Annotated in this window: 17 protein-coding genes and 1 pseudogene; 6 read left to right on the top strand and 12 right to left on the bottom strand. The window is 69.4% G+C overall.

Annotation, left to right across the window (positions count from 1 at the left end):
- Window positions 1–14: 14 nt before the first annotated feature.
- From ACZ59A_RS29920 to ureA, 6 genes are all read right to left on the bottom strand, one after another.
- The gene (locus ACZ59A_RS29920; protein WP_470964807.1) at window positions 15–1,361 is read right to left on the bottom strand and encodes an MFS transporter; all 1,347 of its coding nucleotides are present in this window, start codon (window positions 1,359–1,361) and stop codon (window positions 15–17) included.
- 14 nt (window positions 1,362–1,375) lie between these two features.
- Window positions 1,376–2,833 carry an aminobutyraldehyde dehydrogenase gene (locus tag ACZ59A_RS29915; protein ID WP_470964804.1) on the bottom strand — a complete coding sequence of 486 codons (1,458 nt, stop codon included), beginning with the start codon at window positions 2,831–2,833 and terminating at the stop codon, window positions 1,376–1,378.
- Window positions 2,826–4,499: a thiamine pyrophosphate-dependent enzyme gene (locus tag ACZ59A_RS29910; protein WP_470964801.1), complete on the bottom strand. Its 1,674-nt coding sequence runs from the start codon at window positions 4,497–4,499 to the stop codon at window positions 2,826–2,828. The genes ACZ59A_RS29915 and ACZ59A_RS29910 overlap by 8 nt, the downstream gene beginning before the upstream one ends.
- The gene (locus tag ACZ59A_RS29905; RefSeq protein WP_470964798.1) at window positions 4,496–5,854 is read right to left on the bottom strand and encodes an MFS transporter; all 1,359 of its coding nucleotides are present in this window, start codon (window positions 5,852–5,854) and stop codon (window positions 4,496–4,498) included. The genes ACZ59A_RS29910 and ACZ59A_RS29905 overlap by 4 nt, the downstream gene beginning before the upstream one ends.
- A gap of 126 nt (window positions 5,855–5,980) precedes the next feature.
- On the bottom strand, window positions 5,981–7,666 hold the full coding sequence (locus tag ACZ59A_RS29900) for an urease subunit alpha (protein WP_470964796.1): 1,686 nt from the start codon (window positions 7,664–7,666) through the stop codon (window positions 5,981–5,983).
- Window positions 7,663–8,265 (bottom strand): urease subunit gamma, encoded by a 603-nt coding sequence (ureA, locus tag ACZ59A_RS29895; RefSeq protein ID WP_470964793.1) that lies wholly within the window; start codon window positions 8,263–8,265, stop codon window positions 7,663–7,665. Before ureA ends, ACZ59A_RS29900 begins: the two co-directional genes overlap by 4 nt.
- Window positions 8,266–8,387: 122 nt before the next feature.
- On the opposite strand from ureA, the gene ACZ59A_RS29890 reads away from it, so the two are divergent.
- A complete protein-coding gene (locus ACZ59A_RS29890; RefSeq protein ID WP_470964790.1) occupies window positions 8,388–9,590 on the top strand; it encodes a PucR family transcriptional regulator in 1,203 nt (400 codons plus the stop codon).
- Between the two features lie 108 nt (window positions 9,591–9,698).
- Here the strand turns inward: ACZ59A_RS29890 and ACZ59A_RS29885 are convergent, their stop codons facing one another.
- The 4 genes from ACZ59A_RS29885 to ACZ59A_RS29870 all read right to left on the bottom strand — a co-directional run bounded on the left by ACZ59A_RS29885 (window position 9,699) and on the right by ACZ59A_RS29870 (window position 14,909).
- Window positions 9,699–11,336 (bottom strand): flavin monoamine oxidase family protein, encoded by a 1,638-nt coding sequence (locus ACZ59A_RS29885; RefSeq protein ID WP_470965558.1) that lies wholly within the window; start codon window positions 11,334–11,336, stop codon window positions 9,699–9,701.
- Between the two features lie 91 nt (window positions 11,337–11,427).
- Window positions 11,428–12,237, bottom strand: a complete 810-nt coding sequence (locus tag ACZ59A_RS29880) for a nitrilase-related carbon-nitrogen hydrolase (RefSeq protein WP_470964787.1) — start codon at window positions 12,235–12,237, stop codon at window positions 11,428–11,430.
- Window positions 12,224–13,510 (bottom strand): M20 family metallo-hydrolase, encoded by a 1,287-nt coding sequence (locus ACZ59A_RS29875; protein ID WP_470964784.1) that lies wholly within the window; start codon window positions 13,508–13,510, stop codon window positions 12,224–12,226. The genes ACZ59A_RS29880 and ACZ59A_RS29875 overlap by 14 nt, the downstream gene beginning before the upstream one ends.
- Window positions 13,511–13,550: 40 nt before the next feature.
- Window positions 13,551–14,909 carry an amino acid permease gene (locus ACZ59A_RS29870; RefSeq protein WP_470965556.1) on the bottom strand — a complete coding sequence of 453 codons (1,359 nt, stop codon included), beginning with the start codon at window positions 14,907–14,909 and terminating at the stop codon, window positions 13,551–13,553.
- Window positions 14,910–15,345: 436 nt separating this feature from the next.
- On the opposite strand from ACZ59A_RS29870, the gene ACZ59A_RS29865 reads away from it, so the two are divergent.
- Window positions 15,346–16,428: an RsbRD N-terminal domain-containing protein gene (locus ACZ59A_RS29865; protein ID WP_470964782.1), complete on the top strand. Its 1,083-nt coding sequence runs from the start codon at window positions 15,346–15,348 to the stop codon at window positions 16,426–16,428.
- Between the two features lie 165 nt (window positions 16,429–16,593).
- Here ACZ59A_RS29865 and ACZ59A_RS29860 read toward each other — a convergent pair.
- A pseudogene (locus ACZ59A_RS29860) lies at window positions 16,594–17,064 on the bottom strand (transposase); the annotation flags it as partial.
- A gap of 115 nt (window positions 17,065–17,179) precedes the next feature.
- Here ACZ59A_RS29860 and ACZ59A_RS29855 point away from each other — a divergent pair.
- Both ACZ59A_RS29855 and ACZ59A_RS29850 read left to right on the top strand, forming a co-directional pair.
- Window positions 17,180–17,365, top strand: coding sequence for a hypothetical protein (locus ACZ59A_RS29855; protein WP_470964779.1), 186 nt, complete (start codon window positions 17,180–17,182; stop codon window positions 17,363–17,365).
- The gene (locus tag ACZ59A_RS29850; protein ID WP_470964775.1) at window positions 17,366–18,025 is read left to right on the top strand and encodes a glycosyltransferase; all 660 of its coding nucleotides are present in this window, start codon (window positions 17,366–17,368) and stop codon (window positions 18,023–18,025) included. It begins immediately after the preceding gene.
- Window positions 18,026–18,166: 141 nt separating this feature from the next.
- On the opposite strand, the gene ACZ59A_RS29845 is transcribed toward ACZ59A_RS29850, so the two are convergent.
- On the bottom strand, window positions 18,167–19,075 hold the full coding sequence (locus ACZ59A_RS29845) for a helix-turn-helix transcriptional regulator (protein WP_470964772.1): 909 nt from the start codon (window positions 19,073–19,075) through the stop codon (window positions 18,167–18,169).
- Between the two features lie 213 nt (window positions 19,076–19,288).
- Between ACZ59A_RS29845 and ACZ59A_RS29840 the strand changes: the two genes are divergently transcribed.
- Window positions 19,289–20,266, top strand: coding sequence for an aldo/keto reductase (locus ACZ59A_RS29840; RefSeq protein WP_470964769.1), 978 nt, complete (start codon window positions 19,289–19,291; stop codon window positions 20,264–20,266).
- Window positions 20,267–20,327: 61 nt separating this feature from the next.
- On the top strand, window positions 20,328–21,356 hold the full coding sequence (locus ACZ59A_RS29835; protein WP_470964766.1) for a zinc-binding dehydrogenase: 1,029 nt from the start codon (window positions 20,328–20,330) through the stop codon (window positions 21,354–21,356).
- Window positions 21,357–21,385 lie beyond the last annotated feature (29 nt).

Here is a 21,385-nt window from a genome sequence, read left to right as displayed (position 1 = left end):
CCGGTCGCGCCGTATCAGATCGTGGTCGGCGCGCTGGGCGCGTCCTGGACCGGTGCGGCCGCGGGGGCGCCGGACGGCTCGTGGATGTCGCTGCGCAGGGTCTCGGCGAGCAGCAGCAGGCAGACCAGCGACACCGCGGCGGAGCCGATCATGAACCATGCGACCGACGACCCCTTCCCGGTCGCGTCCAGCAGCGCGGTGGTCACGGCAGGCGTAGCGGCACTGCCCAGGAGACCCGACAGCATGTAACTCACCGACAGGCCCGAGTAGCGGACCTTGGTCCCGAACAGTTCGGCCAGGAACGTGGCGATGGGCCCGTAGTTGGCGGCGAACGCCGTCATGAGCAGCAGATAGCCCAGCAGCACCAGGCCGAAGTGCTTGGTGTCCATCAGCCAGAACATGGGGAAGGCGACAACCGCTTCGCCGACGATGCCGCCGATGATCACCGGCTTGCGTCCGAAACGGTCGGACAGCGCACCGAACGCGGGGATGAGCCCAATCGCGGCCACGCAGGAAAGCAGGGCGACCGTGAGCATCGTGCTGCGGGGCTGTCCCAGGGTGTCCGTACCGTAGGTCAGGCCGAACGCGACGAGGATGTTGAACGCCACCCCCGTGGACATCGTGGCGACTCCGCCGAGGACGACCTGCCGCCCGTACCTGCGGAACACCTCGGCCAGTGGCAGCCGCACCTGCGTGTCCTTCTGTTTGACCTCCTGGAACGCGGGAGTCTCCGTGGTCCGCGACCGGATGACCAGCCCGACCAGGACCAGCAGACAGCTGGCCAGGAAGGGAATCCGCCAGCCCCAGGACAGCAGGTCCTTCTCCGGGAGCAGGGCGACGAGCAGGAACGCCGAGTTGGCCATCAGCGTGCCGATCGGCACACCGGTCTGCACCCAGGAACCGAAGAATCCGCGCTTGCCCTTCGGCGCGTGCTCGACGGTCATCAGCACCGCTCCGCCCCACTCGCCGCCCAGGGCGAGTCCCTGGATGACCCGCAAGGTCAGCAGCAGGATCGGGGCCCAGATTCCGACACTCCCGTAGGTGGGCAGCAGCCCGATGGCGAAGGTGGCCGCGCCCATCATCGAGAGCGAGATCAGCAGCATCGACTTCCGCCCGAGCCGGTCTCCGAAGTGGCCGAAGACGGCCGCTCCGATCAGCCGGGCGAGGTAGGCGGAGGCGAACGTGCCGAAGGCCAGCAGCGTTCCGACGAGAGGGGCGAACGTCGGGAAGAAGAGCTTGTTGAACGCGATCGCCGATGCCGTGGCGAAGACGAACAGGTCGTACCACTCGACCGCGGTCCCGATGACACTCGCGACGGCTACTTTTCGGACCGACAGCTCCTGGTCTCGTGTCTGCGTCATGACGTCTCCCTGTGCTATTGAGTCTCGGTGCCGGCCGGGGGACCCAGCGGGCTCTGGTGCGCGGCCATGACGTGTTTGACGCGGGTGTAGTCGTCGAATCCGTAGCGGCCCAGATCGCGGCCGATACCGGACTGCTTGTAACCGCCGTGCGGCATTTCGGCGAGGATGACCTGGTGGCAGTTGAGCCAGACGCAGCCGAAGTCCAGTTCGGCGCTGAGCCGCGTCGCGCGCCCCAGATCGGCGGTCCAGACACTGGAGGCGAGGCCGAAGTCGACGCCATTGGCGAGCTCCACGGCTTCCGTCTCGGTGTCGAACGGCTGCACCGTGACCACCGGCCCGAAAGTCTCCTGCTGGACCACCGCGTCTTCCTGGCGCACACCGGAGATGACGGTGGGCTCGAAGAAGCAGCCCGGGCGGTCGAGCCGCTTGCCGCCGGTCTCGACCACGGCGTGGTCCGGAAGCCCGGCCACGACGGAGCCCACCCTGTCGGCCTGGGCGGCGCTGTTGAGGGGGCCGAAGAAGGCTTCCTCGGACGGGGGCCCGGTACGGGTGGCCCGGGCCGCTTCGACGAGCGCCGCGAGTACCGCGTCGTAGGCGGTGCGTTCGACCAGCACCCGGGTGACGGCGGTGCAGTCCTGGCCCGCGTTGAAGAAGGCCGCGTCGGTGAGGGCGCGGGCTGTGCGCTGCGGGTCGACGTCGGCGAAGACGACAGCCGGGGCCTTGCCGCCCAGCTCCAGATGGACGTTCTTCACCTCCGCGGAGGCCGCGGCCATGACCTCGGAACCGGCGCGGGTCGAGCCGGTGATGGCGACCATGTCGACGCCCGGGTGCCCGGCCAGGGCGCGCCCGGTGTCCCGGTCGCCGCACACGACGTTGACGACGCCGGGAGGGAAGACCCGGGCCGCGAGCTCGCCGAGCAGCACCGTGGACCACGGGGTGGTGTCGGAGGGCTTCAGCACGACCGTGTTGCCCGCCGCGAGGGCCGGTCCGAGCTTCCACACGGCCATCATGAAGGGGTAGTTCCAGGGGGTGACCTGGGCGACCACTCCCACCGGCTCGCGGCGCACGTACGAGGTGTGACCCTCCTCGTACTCGCCCGCCGCCACGCCCTCCAGGACACGGGCGGCCCCGGCGAAGAAGCGCAGCTGGTCGGCGCCCCGGAGGATTTCGAGGGCGCGGGTGGTCTCGCGCGGCTTGCCGGTGGCGCGTACCTCGGCGTCCAGCAGCTGGTCCGCGTGCTCGGCCACGAGATCGGCGAGGCGCAGCAGTGCCTCCTGACGCCGGCTCGGGGTGGAGCGGCGCCACGAGGCGAAGGCCCGCCGGGCGGCCGCGACGGCGGTATCCACGTCGGCGGCGGAAGAGCGCGGTGCGGTGCCGTAGATCTCACCGGTGGCGGGGTCGGTCAGTTCCATGCGCGCGGCCACCATGGCCGGTTCGCCGTCGATGATGTTGTGCAGGGCGAGATCAGACACGCTGGTGCTCCTCACGGAGGGAGTCGACGGTGACACCGGGAGCCAGGAGTCCCTCGGTGACCTTGAGTTCGATCAGTGCCGCGGTGCCGGAGGCCAGCGCCCGCTCCAGGGCCGCCGGGAATTCGTCGTGGGTGGTGACCGTCTCGCCGTGGGCGCCGAAGGCCCGGGCGAGGGCGGCGAAGTCCGGGTTGACCAGGCCGGTACCGCTGACCCGCCCCGGGTAGGTCTGCTCCTGGTGCTGGCGGATCGTGCCGTAGGTCGAGTTGTTGAGGACGAGGACGAGGGGGGCCGCGCCCTCCGCGACGGCGGTGGCCAGCTCCTGGCCGTTCATCAGGAAGCAGCCGTCGCCGGCTATCGAGACCACCTGCCGGCCGGGTTCGGCGATCGCGGCGGCGACAGCGGCGGGGATGCCGTAGCCCATCGAACCGTTGCGCGGGGCGAGTTGGCGCCACCCGTCGCGGTACGTGAGGAAGCGCTGCGCCCAGACGGCGTGGTTGCCGGCGCCGAAGGTGACCACGGTGTCGTGGGGCAGCAGCGCGTCCAGGTGGGCGAATACGGCGCCGAGGTCCAGCGGGTCGTTGTCCGGCACCGGGGTACGGAACTCCAGGTGCGCGGCGCGGTCCTGCTTGGTCAGCGGGCCCCAGGGCACCGCGGTGTCGGGGAGCAGACCGCGTACCGCCTCGCCGAAGGCTTCGGGACCGGCGAGCAGGGCGAGGTCGGCCGGGTAGAGCGGGGCGGGCGGCTGCGGGGCGGGCAGCGCCTGGACCAGGCGCGGGCCGGTCCCGTCGGTGGGGAGCAGGGTGAAGCCGTCGGTGCACACGTCGCCGGGCGCGGTGCCGACGCAGATCAGCAGGTCGGCCCCGCGTACCCGCTCGGCGACGGTGTCGGCCCGTCCGTAGCCCAGCGCTCCGATGTAGCTCTCGCTGTCGTTGTCGACCAGGTCCTGGCAGCGGAAGTCGACGGTGACGGGCAGCGACCATGCCTCGGCCCACTCCCGTACGTCGGCGCGGGCCCGGTCGGTCCAGCGGCTGCCGCCGAGCAGCAGCAGCGGGCGCTCGGCGGCGCCCAGCAGGGCGGCCAGCCGGTCGCGTTCGGCGGCGGAGACCGCGCCGGCGGGCACGGGCAGCGGGGCGGCGTCGGGCACCTGGACGGTGTCGGTGAGCATGTCCTCCGGCAGGCCGAGGACGACCGGCCCGGGGCGCCCGCTGCCCGCCACGGCGAAGGCGCGGGCCACGTGTTCGGGGATGCGGGCGGCGTCCTCGATGGTCTCCACCAGCTTGGCGTTGGTGCCGAAGGTGGCGCGCAGGTCCAGCTCCTGGAATGAGTCGCGGTGGGTGTGGCCTCGCGGTACGAGCCCGATGAAGAGCACGAGCGGGGTGGCGTCCTGGTGTGCGGTGTGCAGGGCGACCAGGGCGTTGGTGGCGCCGGGGCCACGGGTGGTGAAGCACACGCCCGCGCGGCCGGTGAGCTTGCCGTGGGCCTCGGCCATGTAGGCCGCGCCGCCCTCGTGGCGGCAGACGACCATCCGGACGGGGGCGTCGTGCAGGGCGTCGAGCGCGGCGAGGTAGCTCTCGCCGGGGACGCCGTACACGGTGTCGACGCCGTGCCGGACGAGCTGGTCGATCAGGACCTGCCCACCGGTACGGGCGGGGTGCTGCGGTGTCATGCGGTGGCCTTCACAGTTGCGGGATGTTCATCGTGTCCGGGATGGTCCGGTCCGAGGCGGCGGCGCAGCGGCGGTCCGGCGAGGTAGGAGCCGGTGGCCGTGCAGGCCGCGATGAGGATCATGAGCAGCGCCACGCCCCAGGAGGCGCCGTCGGCGAGGCCGGTCAGCCAGGCCGCGGCCAGGGGCACGAGGCCGCCCAGGACACCGGCGAGGTTGTAGGACATGGCGACCGCGCTGTAGCGGACGGTGTCGGGGAACATCCCCGTCACGACGGCGCCGATCGCCGCGTAAGGGATGGAGATGACGGCGACGCCGAGGGAGACGCCGAGCATCACGAGTCCGGTGTGGCGGGTGTCGATGAGCCAGAAGGTGGGGAAGGCCACCAGCACGGAGGCGACTCCCCCGACGGCGCACACCTTCCAGGGGCCGACGCGGTCGGCGAGCCGTCCGGCGATGACGATGACGGCGATCTCGGCGACGGCGGCCAGCAGCGTGGCGTTGATCATCACGGACTTGTCGATGCCGAGCTGTTCGGTGCCGTAGGAGATCACGTAGGTCGTCAGCAGGAAGAAGCCGCCGATGCCGAGGAAGGCGGTGGCCACGCCGATGAGCATGCGCCCCCAGGTTGTGCGGAACGCCTCGATCAGCGGCGCGGGCCGGGGTCCTTCCCGCTCGGCCTCGGCGTGCATGGCGCGGAAGACCGGGGATTCCTCGATGCGCAGCCGCAGATAGAGCGCGAAGGCGAGCAACCCGAAGGCGGCCAGGAACGGGATGCGCCAGCCCCATGAGTAGAACGCGTCGTCGGGCAACATCCCCACCAGGGCGAAGGCGCCGCTGGAGAGCAACGTCCCGACGGGCGAGCCGAGTTGGGGGATGGAGGAGTAGCTGCCGTGCTTCTCCTTCGGGGTGTGCTCCAGCGTGAGCAGCATCGCGCCGCTCCACTCGCCGCCGACCGAGATGCCCTGCAGGAAGCGGAGGGCGGCCAGCAGGGCCGGTGCCCAGACGCCGATCGCGTCGTAGTCGGGGAGCAGCCCGATACAGCCGGTGGACGCACCCATCAGGACGACGGTGATGATGAGCGCCGCCTTGCGTCCGTAGCGGTCACCGATGTGGCCGAAGACGGCGGCGCCGATGGGCCGGGCCAGGAACCCGACCGCGAAGGTGACGAAGGAGGCGATGGTGGCGGTGGTCGGGTCCAGGGAGGGGAAGAAGAGCTTGTTGAAGACGAGGGCGGCGGCGGTGCCGTAGAGGAAGTAGTCGTACCACTCCAGGGCGGTGCCGATGAACGCGGCGGAGAGCAGGCGTTTGATGTCTCCCGCGCTGGGCCGGGGTGGCGCGGTCGGTGTGGTGCTCACGGGTTCTCCATGGGGACGGCGGTAGCCGGTGGCGGCTGGGGGACGGAGGAACCGGCCGTGCGGGCGGGCGGCGGGCGGCCGGTGGCCCTGGTGCGAGGGCGGTGCGGCACGTGCGGGGTTTCCGGGTCAGGCCAGGTGGTGGAGCTGGGCGAGCGGTAGTTCGGTGGCGGCGTCGGTGGTGGTGGGCAGGCCGTCGACGAGGACGGGTGCGGGTTCGCGGGGCACCTCGACGCGCGGGGTCGCGGTGTTGTGGAGCATGTCGGCGCGGGTCAGCCCGCGGGCGCCGCGCACCGCCGCGTAGCGCAAGCCCCCGGGGAGGGCGGCGCGGGCCTTGGTGTCGTCGAGGGCTGCCTGGGCGACGAAGATCCGCGACAGCTGGGACGGTGCGTCACCGAGAGCGCCGAAGTAGGGGCCGTAGGTGCGGGGCTGGGTGAGCCGGGTCGAGCCGGAGCCCGAGCCGCGGTTGCCCCAGGCCACGAAGCCGCCCTTGATGACGAGTTCGGGCTTGGTGCCGAACCAGGCCGGGTGCCACAGCACGAGGTCGGCGAGGCGTCCGGGCTGGGCGGTGCCCACCTCGTGGGCGAGGCCGTGGGCGATCGCCGGATTGAGGGTGATCTTGGCGAGGTAGCGCAGCACCCGCTCGTTCGCGGGGCGCTCCACTCCGCCCTCCCCCGCGCGCAGCGCCTGGACGTGGGCGAGCTGCCAGGTGCGCCGTACGGTCTCGGCGATCCGGCCCATGCCCATCGAGTCCGAGTTGACGATGCTGATGGCGCCGAGGTCGTGCAGCGCGTTCTCGGCGGCGATGGCGTGGCCGCGGATACGGCCGCGGGAGATCTCGACATCGCTGTGGACGTGGTGGTTCTGCCGGTGCACGGTCATCGTCATCGGGAACAGCTCGCCGACGGTGTTCGCCGTGTACGGGATGGTGGGGGTGGTCGAGGACGGCAGGATGTTCGGCTCGGAGAGGATCTCCAGCAGATCGGGGTGTCCGCCGCCGCCCTCCACGTGATAGGCGTGCACGGTGCGGCCGCGGGTGGCGCCGATGGTGTCGCGCAGATAGCCCGATTCGTTCATCGAGTCGGTGTGCAGCGCGACGGGCAGATCGGCGTGTTCGGCGGTGGCCAGGCAGGTGTCGATGATGCGCGGGGTGGCGCCGAAGTCCTCATGGATCTTGAATCCACCGGCTCCGGCGAGCACCGACTCGTCCAGCAGGACGCGGGAGCTGGAGGAGCCACGGCCGAGGAAGGCCACGTTGAGCGGGGTGCCGCGCCAGGAACTCATCAGGGTGTGCAGATTGTGGGCCGGGTTGCAGCCGATGTCCCAGACCCCGCCGAGCCCCATGCCCACCACCGTGGTCACACCGGAGGCGAGCGCGGCGGGCGCGACCTCGGGCGAGGACAGGTGCACATGGCTGTCGACGATTCCGGGGGTGGCGATCAGCCCCTCCCCCGTGACCATCGCGGTGTGCGAGTCGATGGCGAAGTCCACCGGCATCAGATCCGGATTGCCCACTCCGCCGACCGCGACGATCCGGCCGTCCTTGACGCCGATGTCGGTCTTGCGGACGCCCAGGACCGGGTCCATCAGCAGCACACTGGAAACCACCAGGTCCAGGGCCGAGGCCCGGTCGGAACGCGGGGAGGCCAGCAGCCCGTCGCGGACCGTCTTGCCGCAGCCGCCCAGCAGCTCGTCGCCGGGAGTGCCGTCGTCGGCCTCCACCTCGACCCACAGACAGGTGTCGCCCAGCCGGACGCGGTCACCGGTGGTGGGGCCGTAGAGGGCGTTGTACGTACGTCGGTCGATCCGCGTCATGCCGACTCCTCCTGTTCATCTCCGTCGTGGCGGGCGGCCACCAGGTCCACCTCACGTTCGGTCCCCGGCTCGAAGGCCAGGGCAGTTCCCGCCGCGATGTCCAGCCGCATCCCGGCGGCGGCCTCCCGGTCCAGTTCGAGGGCGGAGTTGGCCTCCGCGAGCGGGTAGTGCGAGGAGAGGTAGACGTTGCGGTCGCCGTTGTTGCGGATCGTCAGCCGCAGCCGGGGTCGCCCGGCGTTGATCGCCACCGGCTCGGCGGCCGGACGCACCGCGCCGGGCGCCGGGCCCTCACCGCCACCCGTGATCGGGTTCTCGACCGCGACCAGGGACGTTCCGCTCGGGAACAGCGCTTCGACCTGGACGGTGCCGACGAGAGCAGGCACTCCCTCCAGCACATCGTCCACGGTCAGCAGTGACCGCCCGGCCTCGATCACCTCGTCCAGGCTCGCCCCGTCCCAGGCCGCCTCCAGCACCTCATCGCAGATGAGGGCGATGGCCTCCGGGGCGTTCAGCCGTCGGCCACGCGCACGGCGGCGGCGCGCCATTTCGGCGACGGTGAAGAGCTGGACCCGTTCCAGCTCGCGAGGGGTCAGATGCACTGCCGTGACCTCCTGGACGGTAGACCCCGGCGCGTGTCGCCCGGCGGTTACATCAGAATCCCGGGGCGATGGAATCCAGCCAAGGTTGAAATGCATCCGATACGCTGACCAGAATCGTGCACATGCACAATGCGGCAGTTGCCTTCCCTCCGCCCGACCCACGCATCGCCGAGCTCGCCCGGGAGTGCCTGGACGACCTCGACGGGCTGATCGAGCTGTGGATCGACGTGGTGGGCCCCGTCCGCCGGACCTACGCCGACCGCGTGCCGGACGCGGACTTCCGGGACTCCGCGCGCGACGCGCTGGAGATGCTGCTGCGTACCGCGGCCGAGCTTCCCGTGCCCGAGCACATCGCCGAGGTGTCCGAACGGGTCGGCACCCGGCGTGCCCGGCAGGGGGTACCGCTGGAGTCCCTGCTGAACGCGGCCCGGCTGGACTTCCGGGTGGTGTGGACGGCCCTGGTGCGGCGCGCCGAGGACCGGAACATGACACATCTGGTGGCCTCCGCGTACTACGTCTGGGAGGCGGTCGAGCGCCATGTCACCGGCATCATGACCGCTTACCAGCGCACCGTGCTGGAGATGGGGCGGCGGGCCGAGGACGAGCGCCAGATGTGGTTCGCCCGCCTGATGGACTGCGACGGCCGCAATCCCACCGTGGTGGGCGACACCGCGCTGGCACTCGGCTTCCAGGTCAGCGGGGAATATGTGTGCGCCGCTGCCGCCCCGCAGTATGGCGCCCCCCTGCGCCAGGCCGCGGCGGACCTGCGCACCGCGGGAGTCCCGGTCCAGCAGCAGGCCCTCGATTCGGCGGTGGTCCTCACCGCCCAGCTCGGGCCGCGTACCACCGCCCGCACCATCCTGGGACACCTGGGGGAAACGCCCTGCGGGGTGTCATCCGCCGCCGACCGCCTGGCCGACGTACCGCGCGCGGTCCGGCTGGCCATCACCACGGCGCGCAGCCTTCCCGTGGACGCCCGCGGGCCCAGGTGGCTGCGGGACAGCTGGCTGGACGTCCTGGTCCACCACACCTCGGATCTCGCGCACGACCTCGCCGACGACGTGCTCGGCGGACTCGACCGACCGGACGTCACCGACGCCGAGAAGGAACGGCTGCTGCGCACCGTGCGCGTCCATCTCACCGGGAACGGCGCGATAGCCGACACGGCCGCGGCCGTCTACTGCCACCGCAACACCGTGCAGCACCGCTTCACCCGCTTCTGCGAGCTTACCGGTCACGACGTACGTCGCCCCGAGGACGCGGCCCTCATCGCCCTGGCTCTGCGGGCCAGGGAGCGACGCGACCGGACAGAGGTGACCGGCTGAGCCGAGCGCGCGGCGAAGGCCCCTCCGAGCCACCTGTTCGCCGCCCGGAGAGGTCTTCGTCATGACACGGCCCAGACGGTCCACCGCCGGGGTCAGGGGTTCAGGAGGTCAGGGGAGCCGTATCGGCTTGAGCTCCTCGAAACGGTCCCCCGGCCCGGGGTTGTCGGCGCGGGTCTTGCCGCCGAGCTGGCTCATCACTCCCCATACGGCGTTAAGGCCGGTGGTGACGGCACCCTCGGCCCAGCCGCCCGTCCACGAGACGTCGTCGCCGCACAGGTAGATCCCGCGGTGCGCCGGGTCGAACCCGTCCTGCATGAAGTGGGTGTACAGGCGTTCCTGATACCGGTAGTGGCCGGGCAGGTTGTCACTGAAGGCGCCCATGAAATGAGGGTCGTCCTCCCAGGACACGGTGATGGGGTCACCGACGATGTGTGAGGCGATGTCGACGTCCGGGTAGATCTGCTTCAGCGAGTGCAGCATCAGACGGACGCGTTCGTCCCCGTCGAGGGTCAGCCACTTGAGGGCGTCGTCGTTCCACGTGTAGGACAGGCAGATAAGGGCCGGCTGGTCGGGGCCGTTGTCCAGCAGGTAGGTCCCGCGGGTCAGCCGGTCCGTGAGCGTGGTGCTCAGCACGTGCCGACCGGTCTCGGGGTCGACGTCCTTCCAGAACGGACGGTCCACCACCACGAAGGTCTTCGATGCCTGCATATAGTGGCTGCGCTCGATCGCGGTCCACAGCTGCTGGCTGAACAGCGATTCGTCGGTGTCGATCCGAGCGGACAGCAGCCAGGACTGGCAGCTGGTGATGACCGCCGGGTAGGTCGTTGCGCTTCCCCACCGGTCCGTCACATCGATGCCCCACGCCGGCTCCGGTGCCCGCCAGATCCGCTTGACCGCGCCGCGCGGGCCCCCCTGGTGCAGTGATGCCAGACTCGTACCGGCGGGCCAGTAGGCGATCTGCTCCGGGGCGTGGTGCCAGAGGAGCTGAGGCAGTCGCTGCGCGCCACCGACGATGCGGTGCTGATCGTCCTCGGCGTTGACGTACACCACGCGCAGGATCTCGAGCATCGAATCGGGGAAGTTGGTATCGAAACCCCCTGTTCCGAACCCGACCAGACCGAAGGCTTCGCGGTACTCGAACGGCAGCGAGGAGAACGCCTTCGACGTGGCGAGGTAATGCGAGAAAGACACGTCGTCGAGGAGCGGGACCAGTTCGTTCCACAGCTTCTTGATCGTGGCGTAGTCGCGGTCCTTGATCGCCTGCTGCATGCCGGAGAAGTGCGCGCGCTCTTCGAGACAGGCATGCCAGGCGTCGGCAACGTCGTGGAAGAACCGCGGGAGGTCGCCCGGAGACTCCGCGTAGTGCTTCTGCCCGGCTATCTCGATCACCGTGCTGTCCGAGGCGGCCGTGAGCGGGTTGGGGAAGGGCCGCGTGTCCAGGCCCAGCAGGTCGACATAATGGTAGAAGGCCCTCCCCGAGCGGGGAAACCTCATCCCGCCGAGGTCCGCCACCGGATGGTCGGTGCCCGCCTTCCGCGCTCCGCGCAGCCGGCCCCCGAGCTCGGCGGCTTCGTAGACCACGGGCTTCAACCCCAGCTTCATCAGCTCGTACGCGGCAACGAGACCGGACAGGCCGGCGCCGATGACGGCGATCTCGGCGCCATGGAATTCAGGCGGAATCACGCCCAGGCCGTCGGTGTGGGCCAGGTACTCGTCGTAGGGAAAGGGGAAGTCGGGGACCAGCATGGTGACCCGGTCGGATGACGTGTTCACGATCTCTTCCTGTAGTGCGTTTCCTGTAGCGAGTCCGCGTCGGCCGGGCGGCCAGGACACGATGTCAGTCGAGCGAGGCGAGGTAATCGGTGGCGCGACGCGCTTCCAGCAGGGTCCGCGGGCTGACGTCGCCGAGCACCAGCTCGGGATCGAATTCCCCGGCCGCGATGCGTCTGCCGTAGGGATCGCTGAGGCAGCTCAACCCCGCGAACCGGGGTCCGGTGTGGTTGGCGTAGGCGATGTAGATCTGGCTTTCCAGCGCCCTCGTGGGGACGACCATGCCCGGGATGAGACGGGTGTCGAAGGGGTCCGCCGCAGCGCCCCGCCGCTGCCTCAGCGGTACCGCGGTCGGGACGCAGAGCAGCTCGGCTCCGGAGCGTGCCACCGCGCGGGTGAACTCGGGGAACTCCACGTCGAAGCACACGCCGAGAGCGATCTTCACTCCGCACACCGGAACCACCCGCGGCCGCAGACGGCCAGGTGTGAAGACGGCTTTCTCCGAGGGGCCGAAGAGGTGCCACTTGTGATACCTCGTCAGCTCCTGTCCGGTGTTATCGAAGAGCGACGCGCTGATGAAGCGTTCCCCCTTGTGGTGGTCCACCGTTGAGGCGACGACGGCCAGACCGGCTGAGCGGGCGATCTCGGCGACCGCGTGCCGGTGTGCCTCGCCGTCGTCGCCGGCGGCGCTCGCGGGGTGATAGCCGCTGATGAAGAGTTCGGGCGTGACCAGCAGCTCCGCCCCCTGTGACCGGGCTCGCTGGGCGGCGTCCTCAAGTGTCACGAGGTTCTGTTGCCGGTTTCCGACGAGGCCGGTGGCCTGCAGGACCGCGACTCGCAGGTGCGGGGCCTGCGGGGTGCCCTCAGCGACCGCCATCGAGTTCTCCCCGGCACAGGCGCCGGACCACGTCGGTGAGCACATCGACCCCAGCACACAGGTCCGCGTCCTCGGTGTACTCGCCCTCGTGGTGGCTGATGCCCTCGCGGCTCGGCACGAACAGCATCACCGTCGGAACGATGTCGTTCATGTTGATCGAGTCATGACCGGCCAGGGTCTGGACGGGCCTGCTCGAGAGCCCGAGGGTATCGGCGCATTCACGAGCGAGGTCCACGCCCGCGGACGTGTAGGGGCGGACGCCCCAGGCATGCGACTCGCTGACCTCGATCGTGACCGCGGCCTCCTGTTCGATCTGCTTGACGCCCTGTTCCAGGAGCTGCTTGGCCTCCGCGAGAACACCCTCGTCGGCAGAGCGCAGATCCATGGTCAGGTCGACCCTTCGGGGCACCACGACCGGGGAGTTCGGCACCACCGTCAGCTGCCCGACGGAGGTGTGCAGCGCACCGCCCGGGAAGCGGTCGGCCAGCTCACGGAGCAGCACCACCAGCCGCGAGGCTCCGAGCAGCGCGTCATGCCGGTCGGCGATGACCGTGGACCCGGTGTGCGCCTGCTCCCCGCGCACGGCAACCGTGAACTTCTCGGCGGCCCAGCACGATTCGACCAGCCCGATCGTCGTGCCGGAGTTCTCCAGCGACCTGCCCTGCTCAATGTGGATCTCGGCGGCCGCGGCGGGCGTCGGCCCGGTCCAGGACCCGGTGTGGCCGATGGCGGAGAGGGCTTCGGCGACCGTCACGCCGTCGGCGTCCTCCGTGGCCAGAGCGGTCGGCGCCGGCAGCTTGTCCGTATAGACCGAGCTGCCCATCATGGACGGGGTGAATCGCGACCCCTCCTCGTTGAACCAGTCCACCACGGCGAGGTTGTACTTCGGCCGGTCGTCTGCGTCGCCTTGCTCCGCCAGCCGCCGTCCGGCGTGCAGCGCGGCGGCCACGCCGTACGCCCCGTCGAACTTGCCCGCGAGGGGCTGGCTGTCGAGGTGGGAGCCGACCACGACGAACGGCGCGCCGGGGTTCCACTCCAGCAGCCCCCAGATGTTGCCGATCACATCGGTGCGCACCGTGAACCCGTACTGGGTGAGGAGCGCGGTGAACCAGGCCCGGGACTGGGCGTCGGCGACGGTCGCGGCCTGCCGGTCCACTCCCCCACCGGAGGTCTGACCGATACGGCTCAGCGACCGCCAGTCGCGCAGGAACTGTTCGGCGCGTTCGGCGCGGGTGTCGTCGGCGGTGCCGGGCTGAATGCGTTGGGGGGTCATCTGGCTTTCTCCTTGGGAGCGGAATGGTGGGGGAAGGTGGTCACTGGTTCGCGGGGGAATCGCCGCGATGACGGTCGGCCGCGAGTGCCAGGACCCGGCCTCGCACGCAGTACCAGCCGACGGCCAGCGCCGGGGCGATGAGGGCGAGCGTTCCGACGGTGAACGTTCCGACGGGGTAGTCGAAGACCATCAGGAGCAGGACTCCGCACAGGAAGAGCAGCGTGAGATAGGAGGTCCACGGGGATGCGGGCATGCGGAACGCCGGCCGGCTCGCGCGGCCCTGACGCGCCAGCCGGTGCAGCTTCAGCTGGCACAGGACGATGGTTCCCCAGGTGCACAGGATGGCGAGCGCCGTCGCGTTGAGCGTGATTTCGAACGCCATCTTCGGGACGACGGCGTTGAGCCCCACCCCGAGGAGCGCCAGCGCGGAGGTGAACAGGACGCCGCCGTAGGGCACTCCGTTGCGGCTCATACGGGTCATGAATCCGGGCGCCGTCCCGTTGTGCGCCATGGACCGGTAGATGCGTCCGGTGGAGTAGAGCCCGGCGTTGAGGCTGGACAGCGCCGCGGTGAGAACCACGAGATTCATCACGCCCCCTACGCCCGGCACTCCCAGGCTCCGGAAGAACGTGACGAACGGGGACTCACCGGCCTTGTACGAGGTGTATGGCAGCAGCAGCGCCAGAAGCGCCGTCGATCCGACGTAGAAGACAGCGATGCGCAGGACGACGGCGTTCACCGCGCGGGGCATCACCTTTTCGGGACGGGCGGTCTCACCGGCGGCGACACCGATCAGTTCGATGCCTGAGTAGGCGAACACAATTCCCTGCATGACGATCACCATGGGCAATATGCCGTGCGGTATGAGGCCCCCGTTGTCAGCGATCAGCGAAAACCCTGCCTCGTGGCCCTGCACCGGGAAACCGGCGCCGAGTACGAAGCCGCCGACGAGAAGGAAGAGAACCAGCGCGACCACTTTGACGAGAGCGAACCAGAACTCCATCTCGCCGAAAAAGCGGACCGACACGAGGTTGGCCCCGGTGACGATCAGCAGGGCGCCCAGCGCGAGCACCCACTGCGGGACACTGCTCAACGCCGACCAGTAGTGGACGTACACGGCCACCGCCGTAATGTCGACGATCGCCGTGAGCGCCCACGAGATCGAATACACCCAGCCGGAGACGAACGCGGCCTTCTCGCCGTAGAATTCGCGGGCATAGGAGACGAAAGATCCCGAAGTCGGACGATGGAGAACCAGCTCACCCAATGCCCTTAGTATCAGGAACGCGAAGAACCCGCAGAACACATAGGCGAGCGCCAACCCCGGGCCGGCGGAGGCCATTCGGCCGCCGGTACCCAAAAACAGTCCGGTACCGATAGCACCTCCGATTCCGATCATCTGAATCTGGCGGTTGGAGAGCAGTTTCTGGTAACCGGATTCTTCTGGGCGGGAGTCAGGTAGATCTGAGGTCGCGAGGCTCGTTTGACTGGTCACGATGTTCCCCTTGGCGACGTGGCTTGAATCTGGCGTTACGGGCCCTCGCCGAGCAGGTTGGCAGTGGCCCGGCCGGCGAGCAATGAGAGATCGCACTGCTGACGGCAGCAAAAATTGGGCGGATGCACATCGGGAAACCGGCGCAGGTGAACGGCCGGGTGCGTTCCGGCGCCGCGCGGGTAAGCTGCGAACCCGCAGGTGACGGCGTTCAGCGGCAGTCAGGTCGCCAGGGTCGACACCTGCCGAAGATCGTGCGGACAGAAGGGAAAGGCGAGTGTGCGCGACAGGCGGTGGGACCTGGGACCATCTGGTCGACCGAGCGAGTGGTCGACTGGACTCGATGGTGGAACGGTTTCTGGCGAAGGTCATGGCGGAGCCCGTCTATACCTCCTCTTCGCTGACCGCCGAGGATTTGAGGTGTCGGAGCGTGCAAACGTTCACGGCCATGCTCGAAAGTCTGCGAACAAGTGGCGATACAACCATTTTGAGGGGACTCTCTGAATCCCTCGGGACTCTACGCGCCCGCCAGGGCATACCGTTGGACAGCCTGCTCCGCGTCATCAGGCTGGATTTCACGATCCTCTGGGAGACCTTGTCCGATCCGACCCTGGAAGCGGATCCGGAGCTGCTGGTGCGAAATGCCGGGCGGGTGTGGGACACCGTGGACACTTTCGTGGCGAACGTCCAAGAGCACTACCTGACCGAGCAAGCCGCTATTCAGCTGGCCAACGCTGACCTTCAGCGCAACTATCTGTCGCAGCTTTTCGCGTCGACCCGGCCGTCCGAAGCCTCTCTGGAACGGATCGCCGGGGCATTGCAGGTCCGCACCTCTGACAACTTCTGCGTGGCGGCCACCTCCAAGGATGACGGGCTTACCGCCCACAGACGCCTGCGGAGCACCCCCTGGCGCGGTGATGCGCTTTTCACCTGCGACATGGGGCATCACACTTTGTTCATCTGGCCGACGGCAACGACCGCCCTGGGTGAGGTACCGCCAGCAGTCAAGGGGTTGTTCGAGGGGATGGCGGTCGCCATCGCTCCTGTATCCAGGGGGCTGGGGAATGTTCGTGAGGCTGCCGCCGCCGCTCGTGAGATCATGACCGATCTCCCGATGGACAGTTCCGGGTTCGCAACTCTGCTGGATCGTTGGAAATCGGTGACGAAACACCAGCTGAGTCAGTCAGGATGCGATCTGGGGCAGCTGGTTTTCCCCTACCTGCAGGCATGCACGGAACTGGAACGAGAAAAGATCCTTAAAACAGTTACGACATACTTGGATACCGGAAGCCTGAGCGACACAGGCCGGTCTCTTCACTGTCACCGAAATACCGTGGTGAACCGGCTCAACGCGTTCGAGAAGTACACGGGACTCAACGTCCAGCGTCCCTACGACGCGGCAGCCGTCATTCTCGCCTTGCCCTGAAGCGAACTGCACGACTCACTGCATATCCATGAGCAATTGTCAAGATCTGTGGACGGGAGCCGCACCGATCCAGCGGTGGTAGTGCCCTTGCCGGAAACCTCATCCGCGCTAGACGCTGTCCCGTGAATGATCTACGGCGCGCGCGTTGACCTGCTTTTTTCTTCGTCACCCGGTGAGGGTGAAGTTGTGCAGGCGGGCGATGCCGAGCATGGCACGGTGGATTCCATCGGCCTTGAGCCGGCAGTCGCGGAGGATCTTCCAGGTCTTCATACGGGCGAAAGCATGCTCGACGCGGGCACGGACTGCGCGGTGTGAGGTGTTGTGTTCCTCTTTCCAAGCCGGGAGTTCAGCCTGGCCGCGCTCACGGCGGTGGGGGATGACAGGGCCGGTGCCCCGGTAGCCGCCGTCCGCGATCACGGTCGTGTGACCGACGGCCTCCTTGGCCCCGGACAGCTCCCACGCCTTGCAGTCGTTGCGGTTGCCCGGCAGCGGGCGGCCGACTGCGACGACGAGCCGGTCGTCAGCGTCGATGACGACCTGGTGGTTGGTGGAGTACCGGTAGTTCTTCGGCTGCTCGGCAACGCTGTGATCACGCGTGGGGACCAGGGTTCCGTCCACGATCAGCACGGTGTCCTCCCCGACGTTTTCCGGCCGACGGAGGCGCTCTATGGCCGGTGACCTGGGATTGAACGTAGCGGACAGGTACGGGACGGCGCTCCCGGCCGGGCCCCGCTCCACTCAATCGAGTGCCATGCACGACCAGTTCATGCCGGCCGCCTCGCGAACCGTCGCGGCCCTGGAAGATAGATCCCGCGTGCAAGCCGCACCCGATGTCGATGTTGCCGTCGTCACCCCTACGCGGCTGCGCCCGGACCGGATCGCGTACCTGCTGGAGCTCTATGCGAGCCTGCGCGAGCAGGAGGTGAGCTGGGAATAGGTGCTGGCCCTCGACGGCGTGTCCGACCAGGGCGTGCCCGAAGTCCTGGGTACGGACGCCCGTGTGAAGGTCGTCGTGCTTCCGCGGCCGGTGGGAGCCGGCGCCGCGCGCAACTTTGCCGTGAACGAGGTGACCGCCGACTGGCTGACCACCTCGGACGACGACGTACTCCCCGCACAGTCGTTGTCCGTGCGCCTCCGCTATGCGCGGAAGCACGAGCTGGGCTGGTGCGCAGGCTGGTCTGCAGACCTTCACCCCGACCACTCGGTCACCACCTGGCGCTGCTCAACTCCGCCCGGATTCCACGCACCTGGTGACGTCTGGCGCCACTGGGCGTCGCCTGACTCGACCATTCCCATCGGGCCGACAACGCTCCGGGCGCGCACCGAGATTGTCCGCGCGAGCGATGGCTATGCCGCCCTACCCCAAGGGGAGGACTACGCCTATCTCGTCGGCGTCACCGGTGCTGCCCGCGGCGCTCTGCTGCCGACTGTGGTCTACCACTACCGCAAGCACGCGGAGCAGATGACGGCCCAGCCGGAGTACCCGGCTATGGAGCGACAGGCCCGCCGGTTCGCCTGGAACCACGGCAAGCACCTGGAGGCGCTGCGAAAGGAGGCGTGCATGTGCAGGTTCCCATCCGCGAGCACTTCCGCGTGATCATGAGCCCCGATCGAGCATTTCCGCCTGATCATGGGCAGCGGTAACGTTCAGTAGCGGCTGGTGCCGCCCTACTAGGGCGTCTGCTTGCTGTCGGCGCCAGCACGGGAGGCAAGCTGGTCAGGACAGAGCGCAAGCTGCTCAGCGCTGCTGCCTGTTGGGTTTCGTGGAAGAGACGGGATGTTCAGCGGGGTGTCGCGCGGTCATGTCGAGCAGCAGCAGGGCGTCGTGGTCGGGGCTGTCGGGTTCGGCGGTGTAGACGCCGATGCGCTGACCCGGGGTGCCTTCGACGTGCAGGGACTGCGAGGTCAAGGTAAGGGTTCCGACCTGCGGGTGCTGGAACGTCTTGTGGGCCGGCTTGCGTCCGGTCACCTCGTAACGCTCCCACAGTCCCGCGAAGTCGGGGCTCTTGAGGAGCAGTTCTCCGACGAGGTTGGTGAGGTCGGGGGCGTCCGGCGCGGTGCCGGCGATGGCGCGCAGGCGGGCGACGCATGCGGTGATCTGCCGGTCCCAGTCGGTGAAGAGGTCGCGGGCGGCGGGGTGGAGGAAGAGGTAGCGGGCGAGGTTGCGGTGCTTGGCCGGCCAGTCCTCCAGTCCCGCGTACAGGGCGAGGCCGCCGGGGTTCCAGGCAAGCATGTCCATGCTGCGGCTGATGACGTACGCGGGGTTCGGGCGCAGGGACTCCAGCAGCAGCTTGAGGTGGGGGCGCACGGTGCGGCTGGGCGCGGGCGGCGGTTCGGTGACGTAGCGGGCGGCGCGGGCGGCGAGCTCGCGCAGGTGCTGGTGCTCCTGGTCGTCCATGTGCAGGGCGCGGGCGAGGGAGTCGAGGACGGCGGGGCTGGGACGGGTCTCCTTGCCGCGCTCCAGGCGCACGTAGTAGTCGATGCTGATCCCGGCCAGGGTGGCCAGCTCCTCGCGGCGTAGCCCTGGGGTGCGGCGGGTGCCGGCGCCAGGAGTCAAGCCGACGTGTTCGGGGCTGGTCTGGGTTCGGCGGGCGCGCAGGTAGCGGCCCAGCTCGGCGCCCTCGCTGTGTGCGCTCGTCGATGCCATGGCTCCAGTCTCACCCTCCGTACGCCTTCCGCGCAGCGGCGAGAGGGGCCCTGTCATTACCCCCGAAGAGCCCGCCCTGCCACACGCGCGCAATCCGGGCGAAGGTGAAGGAGCAAAAGCACCCCGGCCCCGCCCTTGGTCGGGCAGGCGCGACCTGCCCGACCGGGCGAGAGGGAAGAGGGCTGGACACCTGCGACGCGGAAGAAGGGCGAGATGCGGTACATCAAGCTGCGTGACCTGGAGGTTTCCCGGATCGGTCTGGGCGCGATGGGCATGTCCCACGGCTACACAGGCTCCGGCACCGATGACGCGGAGTCGATCCGGACCGTGCACCGGGCGCTGGAGCTGGGCGTCACCCTGATCGACACCGCGGAGATCTACGGCCCCTACACCAACGAGGAGCTGCTCGGGCGGGCGCTGAAGGGCCGCCGGGACAAGGTGGTCCTCGCCACGAAGTTCGGCCTGGTCTCGCACGGCGGCGACGGCGCGTGGAGCCTGGATTCCTCCCCGGCGAATATCCGCACGGCTGTCGAAGGCTCGCTGAAGCGACTCGGCACCGATCACATCGACCTGTACTACCAGCACCGCGTCGACCCGAACACGCCGATCGAGGAGACCGCGGGCGCTGTCGGTGAGCTGATCGCCGAGGGCAAGGTGGGTGGTTTTGGTCTCTCGGAGGCGGGCCCGGACACGATCCGCCACGCGCACGCCGTCCAGCCGGTCACCGCGGTCCAGTCGGAGTATTCGCTGTTCACGCGCGGGATCGAGGAGCGGGTGCTGCCCGTGCTGCGGGAGCTGAACATCGGCCTGGTGCCGTTCTCCCCGCTCGGACGCGGGATGCTGACCGGGACGGTGCGCTCCCCCGACCAGTTCGACGAGGGCGACTTCCGCCGCGACAACCCGCGCTTCACCGGTGAGAACTTCCAGCGCAACCTGGCGCTGGCCGACCAGGTCAAGGCCCTGGCCGACGAGGTCGGTGCGACGCCGGGGCAGGTGGCGCTGGCCTGGCTGCTCGCCCAGGGCGACGACATCGCTCCGATCCCCGGCACCAAGCGCGTGTCCCGGGTGGAGGAGAACGCCGCCGCCGACGCCGTGACCCTCACCGCGCAGCAGATCGAGACGCTGACCGCCCTCCCGCCGGCCTCCGGGGCCACCCACACCGAGGCCCAGGCCCGGATGCTGGAGCGCTGACCCCCACACCCATCGGAGCGCCGCACACCGCACCCCACCCCCCGTTTGGAGTAACACCGTCATGCGTGCAGCTGTGATGTACGGCGCCGGCGACGTCCGCGTCGAAGACCGGCCCGACCCGAAGATCGACCAGTCCACCGACGCCGTCGTGCGCGTCGTCGCCTCCTGCGTGTGCGGCAGCGACCTGTGGCCCTACGCCTCCATGCCCGCCACCGAGACCGGCCGCCCCATGGGGCACGAGTTCCTCGGCGTCATCGAGGACACCGGCGCGGACGTGCGCGGTCTGCAGGCAGGCGACCTAGTCGTCGCCCCGTTCACCTACAGCGACAACACCTGCGACTACTGCGCCAAGGGCCTGCACATCTCCTGCCGCCTCGGCGGCCGGTACGGCTTCGACGGCGTGGACGGAGGCCAGGGCGAAGCCGTCCGCGTCCCGCAGGCGGCCGGCACCCTGGTCAAGCTCCCGGTGGACGCGGACTCCGCGCTGCTGCCGTCCCTGCTGGCCCTGTCCGACGTCATGACCACCGGCCACCACGGCGCCGTCACCGCCGGCGTCGGCCGCGGCGACACGGTCCTCATCGTCGGGGACGGTGCGGTCGGCCTGTGCGCGGTGATCGCCGCCAAGCGGCTCGGCGCCGAGCGGATCGTCCTCGCGGGACGCCATGCGGCCCGTACGGACCTCGGCCGTGAGTTCGGCGCCACGGACGTGGTCGCCGAGCGCGGCGAGGAGGGAATCGCCCGCATCAGGGAGCTGACCGGGGGCGTGGACAAGGTGATCGAGGCCGTCGGCACCCGCCAGACCCTCGACACCGCGCTCGGCGCGGTCCTGGACGGCGGCACCATCAGCCGCCTCGGCGTCCCCCAGTACGAACAGGGTCCGGTCGGGCCAGCCGTCTTCATGCGCAACATCACCCTCACGGGCGGCGCCAGCCCCGCCCGCGCCTACATCGAAGAGCTGCTGCCCGACGTGCAGGAGGGCACCATCGTCCCCGGCCGCGTCTTCGACCAAACCTTCTCCCTCGGCCAGACCCCGGATGCCTACCGGGCCATGGCCGACCGCCAGGTCCTCAAGGCCCTCATCCGCCCCTGACCACAGCCGGCACCCACACAGCGAAGGAC

Source organism: Streptomyces sp. NPDC040405, assembly GCF_055595765.1.
This window is presented reverse-complemented; position numbering and strand designations above follow the sequence as displayed.